Annotated in this window: 2 protein-coding genes; one reads left to right on the top strand and one right to left on the bottom strand. The window is 71.9% G+C overall.

The features are described from left to right. The gene (locus G4D86_RS52155) at positions 1 to 492 is read right to left on the bottom strand and encodes a hypothetical protein (RefSeq protein ID WP_205519637.1); all 492 of its coding nucleotides are present in this window, start codon (positions 490 to 492) and stop codon (positions 1 to 3) included. 165 nt (positions 493 to 657) lie between these two features. Here G4D86_RS52155 and G4D86_RS19500 point away from each other — a divergent pair, with 165 nt between their 5' ends. After that, positions 658 to 26,535, top strand: coding sequence for a non-ribosomal peptide synthase/polyketide synthase (locus G4D86_RS19500; protein WP_163995478.1), 25,878 nt, complete (start codon positions 658 to 660; stop codon positions 26,533 to 26,535). Positions 26,536 to 26,545 lie beyond the last annotated feature (10 nt).

Here is a 26,545-nt window from a genome sequence, read left to right as displayed (position 1 = left end):
TCAATCCTGGTTCTCTTCTTGCTGCGCTCTGGCCTTCGCGATCAACTTCGCGAGCTTCTTGTTGCCAGTCTGAAGCGCGAGGGCCTGTTCGAAGGACTCCAGCGCGACGTCCTCGGCCCCATCCCGCTCCAGGAAGAACTCGCCGAGGCGGATCATCGTCGCGACGTTCTTCGGATCGAGCCGGATGATTTCCCTGAGGACCTGCTCGAGGTCCTCGAGCGTCAGGTCGAGCTCCGAGTCGTCGGGGTCCATGTCGAGGAGGGTCTCCTCGAGGCGGTCAGCCGCCGCGAGCAGGCGCTCCATCTCCGTTTGAGCGGCCGGCTTCTTCTTCGCGGCCGGCTTCTTCTTCGCGGCCGGCTTCTTCTTCGCGGCCGGCTTCTTCTTCGCGGCCGCCGGCTTCTTCTTCGCGGCCGCCGGCTTCTTCTTCGCGGCCGCCGGCTTCTTCCTGGCGGGAGTGGACTTCTTCGCGGCCTTGGACTTCTTCGCTGCCATGGGGGTCAACCCTGGTCGGAGGTTCGAGGATGGGCGGGCCGTCCCCCCCGGACTTCACGGCGGGTGACAGGCCGCCAGGTTCGCGGTGCCGGACCCATTGTGGCGTATTCTTGACCTTCTGACAGGGGCGGAACTTCCGGGTTTTCCCTGTCCACGCCATCGACCATGCACGCGCCCCGAACCCTCATCGATCTCCTTGAAGAGCGAAGCCTCTCGCGCGCCGAGCACACCCTCTACACATTCCTGGAGGACGGAGCCGGGGAGGGCACCACGCTGACGCGCGGCGCGCTGTACACGCAGGCCCGGCGCATCGGCGCGGCCCTGCAGGCGCTGGCTCCCGCGGGTGAGCGCGCGGTGTTGCTGTACCCGCCGGGCGCGGAGTATCTCGCCGGCTTCTTCGGGTGCCTCTTCTCCGGCCTGGTGGCCGTGCCCGCCTATCCGCCGGACCCGGCGCGGCTGGAGCGCACGCTGCCGCGACTGCGCGCCATCATCGACGACTCGCGCGCCACGGTGGTGCTCACCACCTCCTTCATCGCCTCCATGGTGGAGGTGCTCTTCGAGAGCGCGCCAGACTTGAAGTCGCTGCGCTGGGTGGCCACGGACACGCTGGAGGAGGGGAGCGAGTCCGCGTGGCGCAAGCCGGAGGTGACGGCGGACTCGCTGGCCTTCCTCCAGTACACGTCGGGGTCCACCGGCTCACCAAAGGGCGTGGTGCTGAGCCACTCCAATCTGCTGAGCAACCTGGAGCTGATTCGGGGCGCGTTCGGCACGCGGGATGACAGCGTGGGCGTCATCTGGCTGCCGCCCTACCATGACATGGGGCTCATCGGCGGCATCCTGGTGCCGCTGTATCAAGGCTTCCACACCGCGCTGATGTCGCCGCTGGAGTTCCTCAAGCGGCCGCGCTTCTGGCTGGAGACGCTGACTCGGTTTGGCGGCACCATCAGCGGCGGTCCCAACTTCGCCTTCGAATTGTGCGTGCGCCGCATTCCCCCCGCCGAGCGCGAGGGGCTCGACCTGAGCCGCTGGGAGGTGGCCTTCTGCGGCGCGGAGCCCATCCGCGCCGAGACGCTGGAGCGCTTCACCGACGCCTTCGGGCCCTGGGGCTTCCGGCGCGAGGCCTTCTATCCCTGCTACGGACTGGCCGAGGCCACGCTCATCGTCTCCGGTGGCGCGAAGGAGGCGCCGCCCCGGCTGCGCGAGGTGGACACCGCCGCGCTGGAGAAGGGACGCGCGGAGCCGCCGAGGGGCGAGGCCCGGACGCTGGTCGGCTGCGGCGGCTCGCTGCCGGGGCACCGCCTGCTCGTGGTGGACCCCGACCTGCAGCGCATCTGCGCGGAGGGGGAGGTGGGCGAAATCTGGGTAAGTGGGCCCAGTGTGGCCGGTGGCTACTGGCAGCGGCCGTTCGAGTCGCAGAGCGTCTTCGCGGCGCGGACCAACAAGGGCGAAGGGCCCTTCCTTCGCACCGGAGACCTGGGCTTCCTCGACGAGGGCGAGCTGTACGTCACGGGACGGCGCAAGGAGTTGCTCATCCTCCGGGGGCGCAATCTCTATCCGCACGACCTGGAGCTGACGGTGGAGCGCAGCCACCCGGCGCTGCGGCCCGGGTGCGGAGCCACCTTCAGCATCGAGGTGGACGGTGAAGAGCGGCTGGTGGTGGTGCAGGAGGTGGACGCGCGCAAGGTGACGGGGTCGATGGAGGATGTGGCGGGCTCCATCCGGCAGCGACTGGCGGAGACGCACGAGGTGCTGCCGCACGCGCTGGCGCTCATCGAGCCCGGCAGCCTGCCCAAGACGTCCAGCGGCAAGGTGCAGCGGCGCGCGTGCCGGGCCGCCTTCCTCGCTGGGGAGCTGCGCGAGGTGTACGCGTGGAGCGTGGCGCTCGGTGAGTCGGCTCCGCGTGCCGTGGCTTCGGAGGAGGTCGCGCCCGAGGTGCCGGTGGAGCGCGTGGTGGCCTCCGACGAGCCCGACACCGTGCGGAACGTCTCGGTCGAGCTGCCCGTCTCGGCGCGTGAGGGCTCGGCGACTGCTGCCCCGGTCGAGATCGCCGAAGCGGCTCCCGTTGAGACATCACCTGCGAGTCATCCGGAGGCCGCGACGGCTGCGGCGTCCGGGAGTGCCGTGTCCGCGCCGGCCGAGGTGTCACCCGCGAATCATTCGGACCCGGCGCCTGCTGCCGCGCGGGAGGCGCTGCTGGCGCGGGTCCTCGCGCGCGTGGCGGCCCGCATGGGCGTGCGCGTGGAGACGGTGGATGCGGAGGCGCCGCTCACCCGCTACGGCCTGGACTCACTGGCCGCGGTGGAGCTGGCGCACGCCCTGGAGAAGGACCTGGGCGTGGCGCTGCCCGTGGAGTTGCTGCTGAGCGGCGCGAGCGCGTCGGAGCTGGCGCGGGAGCTCGACGCCCGGCGCTCGGCGGCGGGGATGCTTCCGCCCATTCCCCGCGTGTCACGGACCGGCGCCCTGCCGCTGTCCTTCGCGCAGCAGCGGCTCTGGTTCCTCGACCGGCTGGAGCCGGCCAGCGCCTTCTACAACGTGCCCGTCGTCTCGCGGTTGGAGGGACGGCTGGACACGCCGGCACTGGAGCGTGCCCTCCAGGCGCTGGTGCAGCGGCACGAAGCGCTTCGCACCGTGTTCGTCGAGGAGCAGGGCGAGCCCGTTCAACGCATTCGCGACTCGCTGTCCCTGCCGCTCGCGCTGGTCGACCTGCGCTCGCTGTCTGGGAAGCTGCGTGAGGCGGAGGTGCTCCGGCTCTCCGCGGAAGAGGCCCGGTGTCCGTTCGACCTGGCCCAGGGGCCACTGCTGCGGGCCGTGCTGCTGCGCGAGGACGACGAGCGGCACGTGCTGCTGCTCACGCTGCACCACATCATCGCGGACGGCTGGTCCATGCGCGTCCTGGTGCGCGAGCTGGCGGAGCTCTACGAGGGCTTCAACTCCGGTCGCACGCCCGCGCTGCCCGATCTTCCGTTGCAGTACGCCGACTATGCGGCGTGGCAGCGTGAGTGGCTGCGCGGCGAGCGGCTCGAAGACCTCCTCGGCTGGTGGCGCACGCACCTGGCGGGCGCGCCCCCCGTGCTGGAGCTTCCGACGGACCGTCCCCGTCCGAAGACGCAGTCCTACCGTGGCGCGCACGTGTCGCGGCGGATGGAGGGGCCTGACTGGGAGCGCGTGAAGGCGCTGGCCTGGCGCGAGGGCACCACCCCGTTTGTCACGCTTCTGGCCGGCTTCCAGGTGCTGCTGCACCGCTACACCGGCCAGGATGACCTCGTGGTGGGCGTGGACACCGCGCACCGGAGCCGCGCGGAGACCGCGGACCTCATCGGACTGTTCGTCAACCAGCTCCCGCTGCGTGGGGACCTCTCCGGAGACCCGAGCTTCCGCGAACTGCTCGCGCGCCTGCGGCCCGTGACGCTGGACGCCTGGGCGCACCAGGACCTGCCCTTCGACGAGCTGGTGCGCGGCCTCAACCCCGAGCGCAGCCTCGCGCATGCGCCGGTGTTCCAGGTGAAGCTGGTGCTCCAGGACGCCACGCCCGCGCCGCTGCGGCTACCAGGGCTGTCACTGGACAGCGCGCTGGGGGACACGGGCGCCACCAAGCTCGACCTCACGCTGTCCGTCACCGACACCGCCAGCGGCCTGGAGCTGCTGTGCGAGTACGCCACCGACCTCTTCGACGCGGACACCGTCGGTCGCATGCTGGGACACCTGGGCGCCCTGCTCACGGAGGCCGCCGCCGCGCCGGAGCGCCGCATCTCCGAGCTGCAGCTGCTCTCGGAGGCGGAGCGCCGCCGCGCGCTGGAGGAGTGGAGCCACACCACGCCTGCGATACCTGACGCCTGCGCGCACCACCTCTTCGAGGAACAGGTGCGCCGCACGCCGGACGCCTCCGCTGTCTCGACGGGAGACCGCACGCTGACGTACCGGGAGCTGGACGCCCGCGCCAACCAGCTCGCGTGGCACCTGCGCGCCTCCGGTGTTGGCCCCGACGTGGTGGTGGGCGTGCATCTGGAGCGCACGCCGGAGCTGGTGGTGGCGCTGCTCGGAGTGCTCAAGGCGGGCGGAGCCTTCCTGCCGCTGGACACAAGTTATCCACCCGCGCGGCTGGAGCTGATGCTGCGCGAGGCCCGCGTGCCAGTGCTCGTCACCCGCGAGGAGCTGGCCGACCGGCTGCCCTCGCATGGCGAGCTGCTGGTGCTGATGGACTCGGAGCGCGCCGCGCTGGAGCGCCAGCCTGAGACGGCATTGACGCCCGCGCCGGACGTCACGCCCGCGCACCTCGCCTACGTCATCTTCACCTCCGGCTCCACGGGGACGCCGAAGGGGACGCTGCTTCCGCACCAGGGGCTGAGCAACACCGCCTGCGCCATGCGTGACGCACTGAGACTGCGCGCCGGTCAGCGCATGTTGCAGATCGCGGCCATCGGCTTCGATGCCTCGGTGTCGGAGGTCTTCGCCACGCTGCTCTCCGGCGCGGAGCTGTGCCTCGCCGCGCCCGAGTCGCTGTTGCCCGGGCCTCCGCTGCAGCAGGTGCTCACAGAGCGCGGCATCACCACGCTGCAAGCCACGCCCACGTCGCTGGCCCCGCTGGAGCCGGAGGCGCTGCCCGGCCTGGCCGTCGTGGCCTCCGTCGGAGAGGCGTGCACCCCCGCGCTGGCCGCACGGTGGAAGCCCGGCCGCCGCTTCCTCAACGCCTACGGCCCCACCGAAGTCTCCATCTGCGCCACCATCGACCTGGACGTGGACCCGCTCCGGCCCTCCATCGGCCGCGCCCTTGCCGGTGCCCGCGTGTACGTGCTGGACGCGCGGATGGCGCCGGTGCCTCCGGGCGTGCTGGGCGAGCTGTACGTGGGCGGCCCGGGAGTGGCCCGGGGCTACCTGCACCGCCCCGCGCTCACCGCCGAGCGCTTCGTGCCGGACCCTTTCTCCACGACGCCCGGAGCAAGGCTCTACCGCACCGGGGACCTGGTGCGCCCGCTGGCGGATGGACGGCTGGAGTTCCTCGGCCGGCGTGATGCACAGGTGAAGGTGCGCGGCGTGCGGGTGGAGCCCGGCGAGGTAGAGGCCGCGCTGGCCCAGTACCCCGGCGTGCAGCAGTCCGTCGTGGTGGCGCGCGAGGAGCGCCTGGTGGCGTACGTCGTCACCACCGAGGCCCTGGAGCCCGCGGCACTGAGGCGCTTCCTCAAGGAGCGGCTCCCGGAGGTGCTGGTGCCCTCCGCGTACGTGAAGCTGGACGCGCTGCCGCTCACTCCGGGCGGCAAGGTGGACCGGCAGGCGCTGCCGTCGCCCGAGTCGGTGCGTCCGGCGCGCGAGTCCGCCGCCGCCGAGCCCCACTCGGAGTTGGAGCAGCGCATCGCCGAGGTCTGGGCGCGGGCGCTCCAGGTGCAGCATGTCGGGCTGCACGACCACTTCTTCGATGACCTGGGCGGCAGCTCGCTGCTGGTGGTGAAGGCCAGCACGCACCTGCGCGAGGCGCTGGGCCGGGACATCCCCATCACCCACTTCTTCGAGCACCCCACCGTGCACGGGCTCGCCGCGCGCCTGGAGCGGGAGCAGCGCCCCGAGCCCGTCCTCACGAAGGCACCCGAGCGCAAGGACCTGACGGACGCGGGCTCCGGCGACATCGCCATCATCGGCATGGCCGGCCGCTTCCCGGGGGCCGCGGACCTGGACGCCTTCTGGCGCAACCTGCGCGGCGGCGTGGAGTCCATTCGCCGCTTCTCGCCTGAAGAGCTGGAGTCGTCACCGCTGTTCCCCGACTCGCTGCGAAGCCACCCGGAGTTCGTTCCCGCGGGCGGCATCCTCGAAGGCGCCGACGGCTTCGATGCGCGCTTCTTCGAGGTGTCCCCGCGCGAGGCCCAGTGGATGGACCCGCAGCAGCGGCTCTTCCTCCAGTGCGCGTGGAATGCGCTGGAGGACGCCGGCTATGACCCGGAGCGCTCCGAGGGACTCATCTCGCTGTATGCCGGCGCGGGCTCGTCGGGCGGGCACATGCTGTCGCTGCTCGGCCAGACGCGGAAGGACCCGGCCTCGCTGTTCGAGGCGCTGGGCACCACGCTGGGTGAGAATGCCGCCACCAAGACGGCCTACAAGCTGAAGCTCGGCGGTGAGAGCCTCAACGTCTACACCGCGTGCTCCACCGGCCTCGTCGCCGTGCACCTGGCCTGCCGCAGCCTGCGCATGGGGGACTCGGACGTGGCGCTGGCCGGCGCGGTGAAGGCGTCGCTGCCGCAGCGCACCGGGTACCTCTACCAGGAGGGGATGATTCTCTCTCCCGACGGGCACTGCCGCGCCTTCGACGCGCGCGCCCGGGGCACCGTCCTGAGCAGCGGCCTGGGCGTGGTGGTGCTCAAGCGGCTCGACGAGGCGCTGCGCGACGGGGACCGCGTCTACGCGGTCATCAAGGGCTCCGCGCTCAACAACGACGCGGACGCGAAGGTCAGCTACGCGGCGCCCAGCGTGCAGGGGCAGCGCGAGGTGATTGCCCGGGCGCTGTCCGCCGCGGGCGTGGACGCCTCCAGCATCGGCTACGTGGAAGCGCACGGCACCGGCACCCCGCTGGGGGACCCGATAGAGATTGCCGCGCTGACCCGCGCCTATCGCACGCACACCGACCGGACGGGCTTCTGCGCCATCGGTTCGGTGAAGACGAACATCGGCCACCTGGACACGGCGGCGGGCATCGCCGGCCTCATCAAGACGGCGCTCGCGCTGCACCACGGCGAGCTGCCCCCGAGCCTCCACTTCGAGCGGCCCAACCCGGAGATCGACTTCGAGAAGAGCCCCTTCTTCGTGAACACCACCCTGCGCCCCTGGCAGCGGGGCACGGAGCCGCGCAGGGCGGGCGTCAGCTCCTTCGGCATCGGCGGCACCAATGCGCACCTCGTGCTGGAAGAGGCGCCACTGCGCGCGAAGGGGAAGGACAGCCCGCGTGAGCGTCAGCTTGTCACGCTGTCCGCCCGCACCGCCTCCGCGCTGGAGGCGATGTCGCGCGAACTCGCGGACCACGTGGAGGCGCGCCCGGAGGTGGACCTCGCGGACCTGGCCTTCACCCGGGCCATGGGCCGCAAGGGCTTCGAGTTCCGCCGCACGGTGATTGCCCGGGACACCGCCGGCCTGGCGCGGACGCTGCGCAAGACGGGCACCGTCTTCCAGGTGAAGGACCTGGAGGAGGCCCGCTCCGCGCGCGTGGCCTTCCTCTTCCCCGGCCAGGGCGCGCAGTCCGTCCGCATGGCGCAGGGCCTCTACACGTCCGAGCCCGCCTTCCAGCAGGAGCTGGACGCCTGCCTCGCGCTCCTACCGGGCGCGGGACTGAAAGAAGATTTGCGGCTGGTGCTCTTCCCCGCGCCGGGCGCGGAGGCGCTCGCGGAGGCGAAGCTCGTCGAGCCCCGCTTCGCGCTGCCCGCGCTGCTGTCGGTGGAGTACGCGCTGGCGCGGATGTGGATGGTCTTCGGCTTCAGGCCCTCCGCGATGCTGGGGCACAGCTTCGGTGAGTACACGGCGGCGTGTCTGTCCGGGGTGTTGTCCCTGGAGGACGCGCTGCGGCTCGCCGTGGTTCGCGGTGAGCTGATGTCGCGGCTGCCGCCCGGCGGCATGCTCGCGGTGGGGCTGTCCTCGGAGGAGCTGATTCCGCAGCTTCCCCCCGAGCTGGAAGTGGCCGCCTTCAATGGCCCGTTCCGCTGCGTGGTCTCCGGTCCGTTGGCGCCGCTGGAGGACCTGGAGCGTGAGCTCGCCGGCCGCAGCGTGGCCATGCTGCGGCTCTCCGCGGCCCATGCCTTCCACTCGCGCGCGGTGGAGCCGCTGATGCCCGAGCTGGAGCGGGCGGTATCCGGCCTCACGCTGCGGGCCCCGTCCATCCCGTACGTCTCCAGCCTCACGGGGACGTGGATTCACGCCGACGAGGCGATGTCGCCGCGCTACTGGGCCCGGCAGATGCGCGAGCCCGTCCGCTTCACCGCGGGCATGGACTCGCTGATGAAGTGGGGCTGCGGCTGGTTCATCGAGGCCGGCCCGGACCAGCACCTCAGCTCGCTGGCGCGCATCCGGCTGCGCACCGAGCGTCATGCACTGGTGGTCGCCTCGCTCCCGAAGAGCGGGTCCACCACCTCGGACGGGAGGACGTTGTTCGAGTCGCTGGGCGCGCTGTGGCGTGCCGGCGCGGCCGTCGACTGGGAGGGCTTCTACGCCCACGAGCAGCGCCGCCGCATCTCGCTGCCGGGCTACCCCTTCGAGGAGCGGAGCTTCCCCGTGGCGGCGCGGCCCTTGCTGCCCTCGGAGCTTCCCGCGCCCGTCGCTCCCGCCGAGGAGGTGGAGCGCCCCGTCGCGGCGCCGGTGGACGTGGAGCCCCGGAGCGACATCGAGCAGCGACTGGTGGAGCTGTGGCGCGACCGGCTGGGCGTCGCGGACATCGGACTGGACGACAACTTCCTGGAGCTGGGCGGCAACTCGCTGATGGCGGCGCAGCTCCTCACGCGGCTGCGCGAGGCGTTCCGCGTCCAGATTCCGCTCAGCGACTTGTTCGAGGCGCCCACGGTGGCCAGCCTCGCCGAGCGCATCGAGCTGCGGCTCCAGGCCGAGCGGCCCGGGAGCAGCGCCGCCGTGACGGCGATGCAGCCCGTCCCGCGCACGGGCGAGCTGCCCCTGTCCTACGTTCAGGCGCGCGTCTGGGAGCTGGAGCTCCAGGCGCCGGGCAGCTCCATCTTCAATGAGCCGCTGGCGGTGCGCATCTCCGGCGCCCTCCAGGTCGCGGAGCTGGAGCGCGCCTTCAACGGCGTCATCCGCCGGCACGAGTCGCTGCGCACCGTCTTCCAGCAGGCCGGTGACAGGGCCGCGCCGCGCATCCTGTCGGAGGTGCGCATCCCGCTCCCCGTGGTGGACCTGCGCGACTTCGAGGGAGACCGCGAGGCCGAGGCGATGCGCCGCGCGCGGCTGGAGCCCGCCGAGCCCTTCTCGCTCGACCGGGGCCCGCTGGCACGGGTGCGCCTGCTGTGGCTGGCGGAGACCGAGTACGTCCTGCTCGTCACCATCCACCACATCGTTGCGGACACCCTCTCGCTGGTGAACTTCATCCGCGAGGCGGTGGCGCTCTACACGGGCTTCACGCTCGGCGTCTCCGTGCCGTTGCCGGAGCTGTCCGTGCAGTACCTCGACTTCGCGGTGTGGCAGCGCCGGGCGCTCGCGGATGGCTCGCTGGCGACGCAGCAAGCGTACTGGCGCCAGCGGCTCGCACAGCGTCCCGGTCCGCTCCCGCTGCCGCTGGACCGGCCTCGCGTCGAGGGTGCGCGGCGGCGCGGTGCTCGGCACTCGTTCGCCTTCTCGCGGAAGCTGGGCGCGGCGCTGAAGGCGTTCAGCCAGCGTGAGGGGCTCACGCCGTACATGACGCTGCTGGCGGGCTTCAAGGCCCTGCTGGCCCGCTGCTCGGGGCAGGAGGACATCCTCGTCGGCACCTCCATCGGCAACCGCACGCGGCCCGAGTTGGAGCCGCAGATTGGCTACGTGGCCCACGCGCTCGCACTGCGCACGAGCCTGGAGGGAGACCCGGGCTTCTGCGAGCTGGGGCTGCGCGTGCGCGACACCACGCTGTCCGCCTTCGCAAACCCGGACGTGCCCTACGAGCAGCTCCTGGGCGAGCTGGAGCCCGGCGAGGAGTCCCGGCTCTCCCGCCTCTTCGACGCCATCTTCCTGCTGCACACCCAGGACGTGTCCGCGCCCATGCTGGAGTTCCCCGGCCTGCGCCTGGGCTACTTCGACGTCACCGGGTTGCCCGCGCAGTACGGCACCTCGCTCGCGGACCTCACGCTGCTGATGCGCGAGGACGAGCACGGCTTCTCGGGCACCCTGGAGTACGCCGTCGACCTGTTCGACGTCTCCACCATCGAGCGCCTGCTGTCCCAGTTGGAGGCGCTGCTGTCGGACGCGGTGGCCTCGCCAGACCGGCCGCTGTCGCAGCTCTCGCTGGAGGGCACGGTCGAGGAGCGCCGGTCCTCTGCGGCGGATGCAGGGTCTTTGTCGCGCGAGTCGCCGTCGCGGCGCTCCGTTGAGGACGCGGCCGAGGACCGCCGGTCCTCCTACACGGCTGTGGCAGACAGTGGCTTCGCTCCGGCGCTGCTGTCGGCGCGGGCGGAAGAGGTGCCGGACGCGGTGGCACTCCGTGCGGGGGCTCGGAGCCTGAGCTGGCGCGAGCTGCGCGCGCGGGCGCACGCATTGGCGACGGAGCTGCGCGCCAGGAGCGTGGGACTCGGTGTCCCGGTGGCCGTGTGCCTGGAGTCCTCGCCCGAGCGGGCCGTGGCCCTATGGGCCGTGCTGGCCTCCGGTGGCGCCTTCGCGCCCGTCACGACGGAGGACCTCAGTGGGCTGTCGGCGCTGGGCACTTCGCTCCTGATTGCTTCCGAGTCGCTGACCGTTCCTCCCGGCGTGGAGGCGGCGCGTGTGTTGCGGCTGGCCCTCTCCGGTGAGCCACGCCCGGCTTCCGCGCTTCCCTCCGTGAACGCGGACACGCTGGCCTGCCTGGTGCCGCAAGGAGAGGCGGGACAGCGCACGCGGGTGATGCTCAGCCACCGCAACCTCGTGCACCACTTCGCCGCGCTGGACTCGCGCGTGGGTGCGAAGGCGGGGGAGACGTGGCTCAGCGCGGCCGAGGAAGACCTGGAGCTGCTGTGGGCACTCACGCGAGGGCTCACGGTGGTGTTCTCCTCGAAGTCCTCGGGGCTCACCGTGGCACCGCGCGCGGAGAGCGCCCGGAGGCCGCTGGACTTCAGCCTCTTCTACTTCGCCAATGACACGGAGGTGTCCGGCCGGGGTCGCTACCAGCTCCTCATCGAGGGCGCGAAGTTCGCGGACACCCATGGCTTCAGCGCGGTGTGGACGCCCGAGCGGCACTTCCACGCCTTCGGCGGGCCGTACCCCAGCCCCGTCGCCACCAGCTCCGCGCTGGCCATGGTGACCGAGCGCATCGCCATCCGCGCCGGCAGCGTGGTGCTGCCACTGCATGACCCCATCCGCGTGGCGGAGGAGTGGTCCGTCGTCGACAACCTCTCCAACGGCCGTGCGGGCGTGTCCTTCGCGACGGGCTGGAACGTCAACGACTTCGTCTTCGCGCCGGAGAACTTCCACCAGCGCCCCGAGGCTGTGCGGCGTGGAGTAGAGGAAGTGCGCGCGCTGTGGAAGGGCGGCACCGTGCGCCGCACCAACGGCAACGGCGCCGAGGTGGACATCTCCATCCGCCCCCGGCCCGTGCAGCCCGAGCTGCCCATGTGGCTCACGGCCGCCTTCAACCCGGAGACCTTCCGGCTGGCCGGAGAGCTGGGTGCGGGCCTGCTCACCAACGTGCTCGGCCTTGGCCAGGACTTCGAGGAGCTGTCGCGCAAGATTGCGCTGTACCGCGAGGCCCGTCGCAAGGCGGGACACGACCGGGGCCACGTGGTGTTGATGCTGCACACCTTCGTGGCTGACAGCGTGGAAGAGGTGAAGCGGCAGGCGCGCGAGCCGCTCATCCGCTACTTCCGCAGCTCGGTGGAGCTGTTCAACAGCCTGGTGGCGAGCCAGGGCCCGGGCTTCGACGTGCGCGGCCTCACGCCCGCGGACATGGACGTGCTGCTGGAGCAGGGCGTCACGCGCTACCTGGAAGCGGGCGGACTCTTCGGCACGCCGGAGACGCTCGCCGCGCGTGTGGAGCAGCTGCGCGAGTGCGACGTGGACGAGGTGGCCTGCCTCGTCGACTTCGGGCTCGGCCACGAGGTCGCGATGGAGGGACTGCGCCATCTGGACGTGCTGCGCCGTGAGAGCCAGCGCGGGCAGGTGCGCACGGCTTCGTCGCGGGAGGAACTGGAGCGGACCGCGGCCCATGGCCTCACGGCTTCGTCGCTGGAGGAGGCGCTTCGCAGCGAGACTCCGAGCCACCTGCGGCTCACGGCCGCGCTGGCCTGGACGCTCGCGGGGATGCCGGATGCGGCTACGGTGCTCGCGCCCGTCCGCACGCTGGTGCTCGAGGACGCGGAGCGGCTCCTCGTGGACCTCGCCGCCGCGCTGAAGGCCGCGACGTCGGCGCGCGTGGTCTCTCCTGTGTCCGTGTTCCCGGAAGCCCGTGAGGGTTCGACGCAGGCGCCTCGCGTCGTCCTGGACGGCGCCGGCCGCCGCGTCCCGGTGGGCGTGGTGGGTGAGCTGTTCCTCGGCGGAGACGCCGTGCCGCTGGGCTTCTGGAAGGCGCCGGAGGTGTCGCGTGCACGGCTGCGCGTGTCGCCCGAGAGCGCGGGTGTTCAGTTGTTCGGCACGGGCACGCCCGCTCGCTACCGCGCGGACGGGGCCGTGGAGGTCCTCACGCCCACCATCCGCCGGAGCACGCCTGCGTCGGTCCGGAGCGGTTCGTCCCCCGTCCCCGCGCATGGGAACGTGGGGAGCCTCACCCCCACCGCGCGCCCCCGGACGGCACCGAGCAGCCCCGCTGCCGCCCCCGTGCGAGCGGACGCGCTGATTCCCCGCGTGCCGCGAGACGGCGCGCTGCCGCTGTCCTTCGCGCAGCAGCGGCTGTGGTTCCTGGACCAGTACCAACCGGGCACCGCGCTCTACAACATCCCCTCCGCGATGCGGCTGGAGGGCAAGCTCGACGTGGACGCGCTCGGGCGCGCCTTCGGCGAGTTGATGCGCCGCCACGAGGCGCTGCACACCACCTTCCAGGCCCGGGAGGGTGAGCCCATCCAGGTGCTCGCTCCCGACAGCGTGGCGACCACGCTGGAGCTGGAGGACCTGAACCACCTGCCGCCGGAGCCGCGCGAGCAGGAGGCCCTGAGGCTGGCGCGTGAAGAGGCCAGCCGCCACTTCGACCTGTCCAAGGGGCCGCTGCTCCGCGCACGGCTGGTGCGCCTGTCGGAGTCGGAGCACCTGCTGCTGGTGACGATGCACCACATCGTCTCGGACGGCTGGTCCATTGGCGTGCTCATCCGCGAGGTCGTCGCGCTGTACGAGGCCTTCGTGGCCGGCAGGCCGTCGCCGCTGCCCGCGTTGCCCATCCAGTACGCGGACTACGCAGTTTGGCAGCGCGATTGGCTGAAGGGCCCGGTGCTGGAGGAACAGCTCTCCTGGTGGAAGGGCCGGCTCGAAGGCGCGCCGCCCGCGCTGGAGCTGTTCACCGACCGACCCCGCACCACGGACACGAGCAGCCCCGGTGCATCGCACCGCGTGCAGCTGCCGCTGGAGCTGATGCAGGGCCTGCGCGCGCTGGGTCGGCGGGAGAAGAGCACGCTGTTCATGGGGCTGCTGGCAGGGCTCCAGGGGCTGCTGTTCCGCTACACCGGGCAGGAAGACCTGTGCGTGGGCTCGCCCATCGCCGGACGCACGCAGCCGCAGACGGAAGCGCTCATCGGCTTCTTCGTGAATACCCTCGTCCTGCGCACGCAGCTGGACGGAGACCCGAGCTTCCTGGACGTGCTGCGACGCGTGCGCGAGGTGACGCTGGGCGCGTACGCGCACCAGGACGTGCCCTTCGAGAAGTTGGTGGAGGTGCTCCAGCCGCCGAGGCAGGCAGGGCACACGCCCTTCTTCCAGGTGACGCTGGTGCTGCTCAACACGCCCTCGACGGAGCTGGCCGCGCGCGGCCTCACCTTCCGCCCGGTGGACGTGGACAGCGGCACGTCCAAGTTCGATTTCACCCTGGTGTGCACCGAGACGCCCCGGGGCCTGAGCACCGTGCTGGAGTACCGCAGCGACTTGTTCGAGGCCTCGACGGCCGCGCGGATGATGGAGCACCTGCGCACGCTGCTGGAGGACGCAGTGGCCCACCCGGAGCGGCGCCTGTCCGAGCTGGCGCTGATGCCGGAGGCCGAGCGGCGCCGGGTGCTGTTGGAGTGGAACGCCGCGGCGGAAGACTCCAACGACGAGCCCTGCGTCCACGAGTCCTTCGATGCCCAGGCCGCGCGGACGCCCGACGCGGTGGCGGCGGTCTTCGACGGTGGCCAGCTCACCTACGCGGAGCTGGAGCGCCGCGCCAACCAGCTCTCCTGGCATCTGCGCTCCCTGGGCGTGCACACCGGGGACCGCGTCGCGCTGTGCCTGGAGCGCTCGTCGGAGATGTTGGTGTCCGTGCTGGCCGTCCTGAAGATGGGCGCGGCCTTCGTCCCCGTGGACCCGCAGTACCCCACCGAGCGCCTGGCCTTCATGTTGGAGGACTCCAGCGCGCCGCTGGTGCTCACGCAGTCGCACCTGCTCCCGTCGCTGCCGCAGGGCATGAAGGCGCGCGTGGTCTGCGTGGACACGGAGGCGGAGGCCTTCGCCCGCCAGCCGGACGACGCCCCGTACTGGCCGCTGTCGCCGGATGCCCTCTGCTACATCATCTACACGTCCGGCAGCACGGGCCGGCCCAAGGGCATCGCGGTGCCGCACCGCACGCTGTCCACGGTGGTGGCATGGCAGCGCGCGCGCTCCGTGCGTGCGAAGGCCACGACGCTGCAGTTCGCCTCGCTCAACTTCGACGTGTCCTACCAGGAGATGTTCGCCACCTGGTCCGTCGGCGGCACGCTGGCGGTGCCCACGCAGCAGGTGCGCCAGGACATGCCGGCGCTGCTCGACTTCATGGTGCGCCATGACGTGGAACGACTGTTCCTTCCGTTCATCGCGCTCCGGGCGTTGGTGGAGGCGGTGGCCCACGCGAAACAATTCCCTCCGCGCCTGTGCGAGGTGGTGACGGCGGGCGAGCAGCTCCAGGTGACGCCCGCGCTGGTGTCCTTCTTCGAACGACTGCCGGAGTGCGTGCTGGAGAACCAGTACGGCCCTTCGGAAGCGCACGTGGTGAGCGCGTACCGGCTGAGCGGTGCGCCGTCCACGTGGCCGCTCTTGCCGCCCGTGGGCAGCGCGGTGCCCGGCACGCGGTTGTACGTGCTGGACGTGCACGGCCGTCCCTGCGCCATCGGCGTGCCCGGCGAGGTGTACGTGGGCGGCGTTCAGGTGGCGCTCGGCTACCACGACCGGCCGGAGCTGACGGCGGAGAAGTTCGTCCCGGACGCGCTCTCCGGCGTGCCGGGCGCGCGGCTCTACCGCACGGGGGACCGTGCCCGCTGGAAGGCGGACGGCGTCCTCGAGTACTTCGGCCGGCTGGACGGACAGGTGAAGGTGCGGGGCTTCCGCATCGAATTGGGCGAGGTGGAGGCCGCGCTGCGCGACGCCCCGGGCGTGCGCGAGGCCGCGGCGATGGTCCGCGAGGACACGCCGGGCGACAAGCGACTGGTGGCCTACGTGGTGCTCCAGCCGGATACCGCGTGGGAGCCGGAGGCGCTGCGCCAGACGCTCGCGCGCCGGATGCCCGAGTACATGCTTCCGTCCGCGCTGGTGCGGCTGGACGCGCTGCCGCTGATGCCCACCGGCAAGCTCGTGCGGAGCCTGCTACCAGCGCCGGACGTGGAGAGCCTGCGCGGCGAGGCGCCCCTCGTCACGCCGCGCAACCCGCTGGAGCAGGCGCTGGCGGAGGCCTTCGCCAGCGTGCTGAACCTCTCGCACGTTGGCGTCACGGATAACTTCTTCGCCCTGGGCGGGCACTCGCTGCTGGCCACACAGGTGGTTGCGCGGGTGCGCACCGCGCTGGGCGTGGAGGTGGCGCTGCGGGAGATGTTCGAGGCGCCCACGGTGGAGTCGTTGGCACGGCGGCTCGAAGCGCGGATTCCGGCGGGGCCTCGCAAGGCGTCCGCTCCGAGGATTGTCCCTCGCAAGGACACCGGCGACGTGGAGCTGTCCTTCGCCCAGCAGCGACTGTGGTTCCTGGACCAGTTCCAGCCCGACAGTGCGCTCTACAACATGCCGGCCGCACTGCGACTGGAGGGTGTGCTCGACGTGAAGGCCCTTGAGCAGGCCTTCACCGAATTGGTCCGCCGGCACGAGGTGTTGCGCACCACCTTCGACGCCGGGGACAACCGCCCCGTCCAGGTCATCTCTTCCGCGCCGGACTGGACGCTGGAGGTGGAGGACCTGTCCTGGCTGCCGGCGTCGGAGCGGGAAGAGGAGGCGATGACGCAGGCGCGCGAGGAGGCGCGCCGTCCCTTCGACCTCACCGTGGGGCCGCTGCTGCGCACGCGGCTGTTGCGTCTGGCCGAGCAGCACCACCTGCTGCTGGTGACGATGCACCACATCATCTCGGATGGTTGGTCCATCGCCGTGCTGACGCACGACATGGTGGCGCTGTACGAGGCGGCCCTGGCTCGCAGGCCCTCGCCGCTGCCTCCGCTGCCCATCCAGTACGCCGACTACACGGTGTGGCAGCGCGAGTGGCTCCAGGGCGAGGTGCTGGGCTCGCAGGTCGACTACTGGCGGAAGCAGCTCGACGGGGCCCCGCCCGCGCTGGAGCTGCCCACGGATTGGCATCGCACCGCGGAGACGAACAACCCGGGCACGTGGCTCCGGGTGGAGTTGTCGCGGGAGCTCACGCAGGCGCTGACGGCGCTCTCCAAGGCCGAGGGCGCCACGCTGTTCATGGGCCTGCTGGCCGGACTCCAGGCGCTGCTGTCGCGCTACTCGGGGCAGGACGATGTCTGCGTGGGCGCGCCCATCGCCGGCCGCACGCAGGGGGAGACGGAGGGGCTCATCGGCTTCTTCGTCAACACGCTGGTGATGCGCACGCGGCTCGACAAGGACCCGACGTTCCGCGAGCTGCTCGGCCGCGTGCGGGACGTGACGCTGGGAGCGTACGAGCACCAGGACGTGCCCTTCGAGAAGCTGGTGGAGGCGCTCCAGCCCCCGAGGCAGCCCGAGCGCACGCCCTTCTTCCAGGTGGCGCTGGTGATGCTCAACACGCCCACGACGGAGCTCACCGTCCCCGGGCTCACCCTGAAGCTGATGGAGCTGGACAGCGGCACCGCGAAGTTCGACTTCACCTTCACGGTGAGCGAGACGCCCGAGGGCCTGCGCGGCGCGCTGGAGTACCGCACCGACCTGTACGAGGACCGCACTGCCGCGCGGATGATGGAGCACCTGCGCACGCTGCTGCAGGACGCGGTGGCTCATCCCGAGCGCCGCCTGTCCGAGCTGTCGCTCCTCACCGAGGCGGAACGCCGCAAGGTGCTGGTGGAGTGGAATGACACGGCAGCGGACACCGCTCGCGCGGCCTGTGTGCATGGGCTCGTCGAGGCCCAGGTGGCACGGGCTCCAGATGCAACAGCCGTGGTCTTCGAGGAGGAGCAGCTGTCCTACGCGGAGCTGGAGCGCCGGGCGAATCAGCTCGCGCACCACCTGCTCGCGCGGGGCGTGCGCCCTGGAGACAGGGTAGGGCTGTGCGTGGAGCGTTCGCTGGAGCTGGCGGTGGGCGTGCTGGGCATCCTGAAGACGGGGGCCGCCTACCTGCCGTTGGACCCGGCCTATCCCGTGGAGCGGCTGGCCTTCATGCTGGAGGACTCGGCCGTGCCGGTGGTCGTCACGCAGGAGCGCCTGGCTCCCGTGCTCCCGGCGGGTGCTCGCCTGCTGCTGGACACGGAGGCGGCGGCCATTGCCCGCCAGCCTTCCGAGGCTCCGGCGCTCGACGTGTCGCCCGAGTCCGCCTGCTACGTCGTCTACACCTCCGGAAGCACGGGGCGGCCGAAGGGTGTGGCGATGCCCCACCGCGCGCTGTTCCATCTGCTGACGTGGCAGCTCGGGCAGTCGGTGAAGCCCGACGCCACCACGTTGCAGTTCGCCGCGCTCAGCTTCGACGTCTCCTTCCAGGAGCTGTTCTCCACGTGGTGCGCCGGCGGCACGCTGGTGGTGCCGACGGCCGAGGTGCGGCGGGACATGCCCGCGCTGCTGGGGCTCATGGAGCGGCGGGGCGTGGAACGACTGTTCCTTCCGTTCGTCGCGCTCCAGGCCCTGGCGGACGCGGTGGCCCAGGGCGCGCCACTGCCGCGACAGCTGCGCGAAGTGCTGACGGCGGGCGAGCAGCTCCAGGTGACGCCCGCGCTGGTGTCCCTCTTCGAGCGGCTGCCCGGATGCGAGCTGGAGAACCAGTACGGCCCGTCCGAGACACACGCGGTGAGCGCGCACCGGTTGCAGGGGGCGCCAGCCTCCTGGCCGCGCCTGCCTCCCATTGGCGCGCCGCTGCCGGCCGCGCGGCTCTACGTGCTGGATGCGAAGGACCAGCCCTGCGCCGTCGGCGTGCAGGGAGAGCTGTTCATCGGCGGTGAGCAGCTGGCGCATGGCTACCCCGGACGCCCCGAGCTGACCGCCGAGCGCTTCGTGCCGGACCCGTACTCCTCCAATCCGGGAGCGCGCCTCTACCGCACCGGAGACCGGGTGCGGTGGAAGGCGGACGGCGTCCTCGAGTTCCTCGGCCGCCTGGACGGACAGGTGAAGGTGCGCGGCTTCCGCATCGAGCTGGGCGAGGTGGAAGCGGCCCTGCGAGATGCGCCCGGAGTGCGCGACGCCGCCGCCGTGGTGCGCGAGGACGTGCCCGGTGACAAGCGGCTGGTGGGCTACGTGGTGCTCCCGCCCGACGCCCCCTGGGCGCCCGAGTCCCTGCGCGAAGCGCTGCGGAGCCGGTTGCCCGAGTACATGGTGCCCTCCGCGCTGGTGCGGCTGGACGTGTTGCCGCTGACGCCGAGCGGCAAGCTCGCCCGTCGCCAGTTGCCCGCGCCGGACGCCGACAGCCTGCGTGGCGAGGCCCCCTTCATCGCGCCGCGAAGCGCGCTGGAGCAGTCGCTGGCGGACGTCTTCGCCAGCGTGCTGGGCGTCCCGCGCATCGGAGTTACCGACAACTTCTTCGCCCTGGGCGGCCACTCGCTGCTGGCCACGCAGGTCGTCTCGCGCCTGCGCGGCGTGCTGAAGCTGGAGGTGCCGCTGCGCGAGCTGTTCGAGGCGCCCACCGTGGAGGCGCTGGCCCGCCGGCTCGAAGGCAAGGTCTCCACCGAGGCGCGGGGGATGTCGGCCCCGGTGATTGTCCCGCGCACCGTGGAAGCGGAGCTGTCCTTCGCGCAGCAGCGGCTGTGGTTCCTGGACCAGCTGCAGCCGGGCACGCCGCTCTACAACATGCCGTCCGCGCTGCGCCTGGAGGGCGTGCTCGACGTGGCGGCCCTGGAGCGGGCCTTCACCGAGCTGGTCCGCCGGCATCAGGCCCTGCGCACCACGTTCCGCACCCACGAGGGGAGGGCGGTCCAGGTCATCGCTCCCGCCTCGTCCCGTCACTTCGACCTCGAAGACTTGGGACACCTGCCGGAAGCGGAGCGGGAAGGGGAGGCACTGAGGCGGGCGCGCGAGGAGGCGCGACTGCCGTTCGACCTGGCTCGCGGCCCGTTGCTGCGCACGCGGCTGCTGCGTCTCTCTGGAGAGAAGCACCTGCTGCTGGTGACGATGCACCACATCGTCACGGATGGCTGGTCCATGGCGGTGCTCATCCGGGAGATGGCCGCGCTGTATGACTCTTTCGTGGCCGGCCGGCCTTCGCCGCTGCCGCCGCTGCCCATCCAGTACGCGGACTTCGCGACGTGGCAGCGCGATTGGCTCCAGGGCGAGGTGCTGGAGACGCAGCTCGGCTACTGGCGGAAGCACCTCGAAGGCGCACCGCCCACGCTGGAGCTGCCCACGGACCGGCCGCGCACCGCGGACACGGCAAGCCCGGGGGCCTCGCTGCCCATCGACCTGCCGCCGAGGCTGACGCGGGCGCTGGCGACGCTCTGCCAGCGCGAGGACGCCACGCTCTTCATGGGGCTGCTGGCGGGGCTTCAGGTGCTGCTGTCGCGCTACTCGGGACAGGACGACGTCTGCGTGGGCGCGCCCATCGCCGGCCGCACGCAGGCGGAGACGGAGGGGCTCATCGGCTTCTTCGTCAACACGCTGGTCCTGCGCACGCGGCTGGAGGGAGACCCGACGTTCCGCGAGCTGCTCGGTCGCGTGCGGGATGTGACACTGGGCGCGTATGCGCACCAGGACCTGCCTTTCGAGAAGCTGGTGGAAGCGCTCCAGCCTCCGAGACAACCGGGCCGCACGCCGTACTTCCAGGTGGTGCTGGCGATGCTCAGCATGCCCGAGGCGAAGCTGGAGCTGCCCGGGATGCGCATGGAGAAGCTGGAGACGGGCAACGGCTCCTCGCGGTTCGACCTCTCCCTCGTCTTCAACGAGACGCCGGCCGGGCTGCGCGGAATGCTGGAGTACCGGACCGACTTGTATGACGCGGCCACTGTCTCGCGGATGGTGGAGCACCTGGGCGTGCTCCTGGAGGAGGCCGTCTCCCGGCCCGACCAGCGCCTGTCCCAGCTCTCGCTGATGACCGAGGCGGAGCGGCAGCGCATCCTCGGACGGTGGAGCACCCGCGTGACGTCCCACCCGGTGGGGACGAGCATCCACGCGCTGTTCTCCGCCCAGGCCGGCAGGACACCGGACGCGGTGGCGCTCGTCTCGGGAGACGTCCAGCTCACCTACGCGGAGCTGGAGCGTCGGGCCAATCAGCTCTCCTGGCACCTGCGCTCTCGCGGCGTGCGGCGCGGCGCGCGCGTGGGTGTCTGCCTGGAGCGCTCCGTCGACCTGATGGTGGCGCTGCTCGGCATCCTCAAGGCGGGCGCGGCCTACGTGCCCATCGACCCGGGCCTGCCCGCGGAGCGCTCGGCGCTCCTGCTCCAGGAGTCGGATGCCGGCGTCCTCGTCACGCGCGAGGCGCTGGCGGATGCGTTGCCCACCGTCTCCAGCCTGCTCGTGCTGGTGGACGCGGAGGCCGCGCTCATCTCCACCTGGCCGGACACGGACCTCGCGCTCGACTTCGGTGGCGAGGCGCTGGCCTACGTCATGTTCACCTCGGGCAGCACGGGCCAGCCCAAGGGCGTCTGCATTCCCCACCGGGGCGTGGTGCGACTGGTGAAGTCCGACCCGTTCATCCACTTCGGTAGCGAGCAGGTCTTCCTCCAGCTCGCGCCCGTCGCCTTCGACGCGTCCACGCTGGAGGTCTGGGGCGCGCTGCTGCACGGCGCACGGCTGGTGCTGGCACCGCCCGGCGAGCTGTCGCTGGAGGAACTGGGTGCACTGCTCACCCGGCACCGCGTCAACACGCTGTGGCTGACGGCGGCCCTGTTCGAGCAGATGGCGCGGCACCAGGGCGAGGCCCTGGCCCGTGTGTCCCAGGTCCTCGCCGGTGGCGACGTGCTGCCGGCACAGACGGTGCGCGAGCACCTCGCGCGCCTGCCGGAGGGCGAGGGCGCGGTGCTGGTCAACGGCTACGGCCCCACGGAGAACACCACCTTCTCCACCACGCACACGCTGCGGCGCGGGGACACGGTGGGTGTCTCGGTGCCCATCGGACGGCCCATCGGGAACTCGACGGCCTACGTCCTGGATGCCTCGCTGCGCCCCGTGCCGGTGGGCGTCCCGGGTGAGCTGTATGTCGGCGGTGACGGCCTGGCGTGGGGCTACCTCCACCGCCCGGACCTCACGGCCTCGGCGTTCATCCCGCACCCCTTCAGCACCATCCCCGGCGAGCGGCTCTACCGCACCGGCGACAAGGCCCGCTGGCGCTCGGACGGCACGCTGGAGTTCCTGGGCCGCTTCGACTTCCAGGTGAAGGTGCGGGGCTTCCGCATCGAACCGGGCGAGGTGGAGGCCACACTGCGCCAGGCGCCCGGCGTGGAGGACGCCGTCGTCCTGGCGCGCGAGGACGTGCCTGGCGACAAGCGCCTCGTGGCGTACGTCGTGGGTCCGGCGGCGGAGGACTTCCGTGCGCTGCGCACCTTCCTCGGGCGGAAGCTGCCCGACTTCATGGTGCCCTCCGCGATGGTGCGACTGGAGGCGCTGCCCCTCAACGCCAACGGCAAGGTGGACCGCAAGGCCCTGCCCGCGCCGGAAGCCCCCGTCTCCGATGAAGCGCGCTTCGTCGCGCCGCGCACGCCCGTGGAGGCGCAGCTCGCCTCCCTCTGGATGGAGGTGCTGCACACGCCGCGCGTCGGCATTCACGACGACTTCTTCGAGCTGGGCGGCCACTCGCTGCTGGCCACGCAGTTGCTGTCCCGCATCCGGGCTGCCTTCTCCGTGGACCTGCCGCTGCAGGCGGTCTTCGAGGCGCGCACCCTCGCGGAGCAGGCGGCGCGCGTGGCGGCCCTCACGCAGCACGACGCACGGCTCCAGGCGGCGCACCCCCGGCCCATGCCTCGTCAGGAGCGCATGCCGCTGTCCTTCGCGCAGCAGCGGCTGTGGTTCCTGGACCAGCTCGAGCCCGGCAGCCCCACGTACAACATCCCCATCTCGCTGCGCATCGAGGGCGCGCTGGATGTGCCGGCGCTGGAGCATGCCTTCCAGGAGGTGGTGCGGCGGCACGAGGCCCTGCGGACCATCTTCGTCGACACACCCGAGGGGCCCGCGCAGACGGTGGTCTCCGACGTCGAGCTGCTGCTGGCGGGCGCGGACCTGAGCATCCTCCCGGTGGAGGCCCGCGAGCAGGAGACGCGCCGGCTGGAGGCGGAGGAAGCGCTGCGCCCGTTCGACCTGGCCCGGGGGCCGTTGCTGCGCGCGACGCTGCTGCGGCTCCAGGAGGAGGAGTACCTCCTGCTGCTGACCATGCACCACATCGCCTCGGACGGCTGGTCCATGGGCGTGCTGGTGCGCGAGGTGGTGACGCTCTACGCCGCGCACCGCGAGGGCCGGCCCGCGCCGCTCCCGAAGCTCACGGTGCAGTACGCGGACTACGCCGCCTGGCAGCGGGAGTGGCTGAAGGGTGATGTGCTGGAGGCGCAGCTCGCGTACTGGCGCCAGCAACTGGAGGGCGCACCCGCCGTCCTGGAGCTGCCCGCCGACAGACCCCGTCCCGCGGCGCGCACGTACCGGGGCGCGCGGCATGTCGCGACGCTGAGCCCCGCGCTGGCGGAGAAGCTGGAGGCGCTGGCCCGGCGCGAAGGGGCCACGCTCTTCATGGTGTTGATGGCGGGCTTCCAGTCGCTGCTGCACCGCTACAGCGGTCAGACGGACGTGGTGGTCGGCACGGACGTGGCCAACCGCAACCACGGGGAGACGGAGGGGCTCATCGGCTTCTTCATCAACCAGCTCGTGCTGCGCCTGCGGCTGGAGGGCAATCCCGTCTTCCGTGACGTGCTGGAGCAGGCGAAGCGCGTGTCGCTGGACGCGTACGCGCACCAGGACCTGCCCTTCGAGGAGGTGGTGCGCGCGCTCAACCCGGAGCGGAGCCTGGCGCACGCGCCGCTCTTCCAGGTGAAGTTCGTCCTGCAGAACATGCCGCTGAAGCCGCCGGAGCTGCCCGGCCTGAAGCTGCACGTCGGAGAGTCCGAAGCGGCCGCGTCCAAGCTGGACCTGACGGTGCTGGTCAGCCCCATGCCCGAGGGGCTGGTGTGCTCGTGGATGTACAGCACGGACCTCTTCGAGGCCTCCACGATGGAGCGCCTGTCGCTGCACTTCCAGCGGGTGCTGGAGGCCGTGGTGGCCGAAGAGGGCCGGCAGCGGCTGTCCGCGCTGCCGCTGATGACGGACGCGGAGCGGCGGCGGGTGCTGGTGGAGTGGAACGACACCGCGGCGCCGTACGCGCGCCACTGCATCCACCACCTCATCTCCGAGCAGTCGGCACGGACGCCGGACGCGGTGGCCGTGGTGGCTGGCGACGAGCGGCTCACCTACGCGGAGCTGGAGCGGCGGGCCAACCAGCTCGCGCACTGGCTGAAGTCGCTGGGCGTGGAGCCGGAGGCGCGGGTGGGCCTGTTCGTGGAGCGCCGGGCGCATGCGCTGGTGGGCCTGCTCGGCATCCTCAAGGCGGGCGGCGCCTACGTGGCGCTGGACCCGGCGCACGCGCACATGAGCGAGCGCGTGCGGCACGTCCTCAAGGACGCGCGGGTGCAGGTCATCGTCACCGAGGAGGCACTGGCCAGCGAGCTGCCCTCGCAGGGCGAGTTCCTGGTCAGCCTCGACGCGGAAGACGGGCTGCTGAAGTCGCAGCCCGAGGACGCGCCCGACAGCGGCGTGGTGCCGGGCAATGCCGCGTATGTCATCTACACGTCGGGGAGCACCGGCCAGCCGAAGGGCGTGTGCATCGAGCACGGACAGCTCGCCTGCTACGTGGCGGGCGTGAGCCGGCGGCTGGAGCTGCCCCAGGGCATGAGCTTCGCCTCGGTGTCCACGCTGGCGGCGGACCTGGGACACACGGCGCTGTTCCCCACGCTGTGCGCGGGAGGCACGGTGCACCTGGTGGGCACCGCGGCGGCGTCGGACCCCGCTCGGCTGTGGGCCTACGGGCGGAAGCACGGGGTGGAGGGACTGAAAATCGTCCCCACGCACCTGGAGGCGCTGCTCCTGGACGAGAGCGCGCGTGACTTGCTGCCACGCCGCCGGCTGGTGCTGGGTGGAGACCGGGCGGAGTGGTCGCTGGTGGAGCGGGTCCACGCACTGGCGCCAGAGTGCGAGGTGTTCAACCACTACGGTCCCACCGAGACGACAGTGGGCGTGCTCGCGCAGAAGGTGGAGCGCGGCGAGCGCGTGCCGGGGACACGCTCGGTGCCGCTGGGCCGGCCGCTGGGCAACGTGCGCGTGTACGTGCTGGACGGGTACGGGCAACCGGTGCCTCCGGGCGTGCCGGGCGAGCTGTTCGTCGGCGGCCAGAGCGTGGGCCGTGGCTACGTGGGCCGGCCGGACGGGACAGCGGAGCGCTTCCTTCCGGACGGCTTCAGCGGTGAGGCCGGCGCGCGCCTGTACCGTACGGGAGACAGGGTGCGCTGGCTGGAGGACGGGCGCATCGAGTTCCTCGGCCGCGTGGACCACCAGCTGAAGATTCGCGGCTACCGCGTGGAGCCGGGCGAGGTGGAGGCCACGCTCGCGCAGCATCCGGGCGTCAGCGAGTGTGTCGTGGTGGCTCGCGAGGATGTGCCCGGTGACAAGCACCTGGTGGCGTACGCGGTGGGCCGGGCGGGCCGGACGCTGGAGGAGCCCGCGCTGCGCGAGCATCTGGGGACGCGGCTGCCGGACTACATGGTGCCCTCGGCCTTCGTGGTGCTGGAGGCGCTGCCCCTGACGTCCAACGGAAAGGTGGACCGCAAGGCGCTCCCCGCGCCGTCGCGGATGGGCTCGGAGGCGGAGTACATGGCGCCGCGCACGGAGACGGAGCAGCGGGTGGCCGGGCTGTGGAAGGAGCTGCTCAACGTGCCCCGCGTGGGCGTGCGCGACGACTTCTTCGACCTGGGTGGCCACTCGCTGCTGGCCACGCAGGTGGTGGCGCGCGTCCGCTCGCTGTTCGACGTGCAGCTCGCCGTCATCGACCTGTTCGAGGCGCCGACGCTGGAGGGGCTGGCCGCGCGAATCGAAGCGGGCACCACATCGGACTCGCCGCTGGTGACGCTGAGGAAGGGCGGCGACGCGAGGCCGTTCTTCTGCGTGCACCCGGTGGGTGGTGGCGTGCTGGCCTACCTGGAGCTGGCGAAGCGGATGGACGCGGACCAGCCCTTCTATGGCTTGCAGGTCCCCACGGGCGGCTCCGGCGACACGGTGGAGCAGATGGCCGCGCGCTACCTGGAGGCCGTGCGCGCGGTGCAGCCGGAAGGCCCGTACCTTCTCGGCGGCTGGTCCATGGGCGGCCGGCTGGCGTACGAGATGGCGCGGCAGCTCCGGGAGCGTGGAGAGGACGTGGGCCTGCTCGTCGTCATCGACGCGCGAGGCCGCGACGAAGTCCCCGCCGAGGAGATGGAAGCGGAGGTCGTGCTGGAGTTCGCCAGCCACCTGACCCGGCTCTCCAGCCTCCACCCGAGGGCGGCGGAGGTGCTGGACCACGTGGACGCGGCGGAATTGGCGGCGGTGCTGGAGGAGCGGCCCGGCGCGGATTCCGCCCTGGACGCGGAGGCGTGCGCGGAGCTGCGGACCCTCTGGACGGTGTTCGCGCGGAACCGGCGGGCATCTCGCGGGTACGTGCCCCAGCCTCTCGAGGGCTCACTGGTGTTGCTGCGCGCCGCGGAAGGCCCTCCGGGACAGGAGGAGGACCTCGGGTGGCGCGGGCTCGCGCGGGGTGGGGTGGAGGTGTTCGAAGTGCCGGGCGACCACTTCAGCCTCGTGGCCCTGCCGCACGTGGAGCACCTCGCCGCGCGGTTGCGGGCCCTGCTGGCTCGGGCCCGCTCGGGGGATGCGCTGCAGAAGGCCGGGTAGGCCGGCACGT

This window comes from Pyxidicoccus caerfyrddinensis (assembly GCF_010894405.1).
GTDB lineage: Bacteria > Myxococcota > Myxococcia > Myxococcales > Myxococcaceae > Myxococcus > Myxococcus caerfyrddinensis.
This window is presented reverse-complemented; position numbering and strand designations above follow the sequence as displayed.